Here is a 396-nt window from a genome sequence, read left to right as displayed (position 1 = left end):
CGCCCGGACCAATATCCAGCGCCATCAGCGTAACGTGCATGCCCGCCGTCGCCGAGCAGACGGCAATCGCGGGCTGGTTCCCCGTCAGCTGACATATTGGCGCTTCAAGTTCCTGATTTTTAGGCCCTGTGGTGTTCCAGCCGGTGGTTAAACGCTCCGGGAACGGCGCTATGTGCTCTCTTGCCATGGTGGGGGGGGACAATGGCTATAATTCACTCATCATTTATTTCATTGCAATAAGAATGGCTCGCGCTTGATATTAACGAATTACTTTTTCGTTTATATCAACGAACCATAAACTCATCTCAAGGTATCGTTCATTTCTTAGGGAAAAATTAAGATGCGTAATTAAGATGTAACTAAATCAATATTAATTCATTTATAAACAATAGTTTA

1 protein-coding gene is annotated in these 396 nt (G+C 44.9%); it reads right to left on the bottom strand.

Annotated features, from left to right (window positions below; translation table 11 throughout):
- On the bottom strand, positions 1-187 hold a 187-nt coding region (locus A6013_RS24490), incomplete at its 3' end, for a DegT/DnrJ/EryC1/StrS family aminotransferase (RefSeq protein WP_175437434.1).
- Positions 188-396 lie beyond the last annotated feature (209 nt).

It is taken from the genome of Enterobacter sp. IF2SW-B1 (assembly GCF_001743375.1).
Classification (GTDB): Bacteria; Pseudomonadota; Gammaproteobacteria; order Enterobacterales; family Enterobacteriaceae; genus Enterobacter; species Enterobacter bugandensis.
Note: the sequence above shows the minus strand (reverse complement) of the source record. Positions and strands in the feature narration are given on the sequence as shown.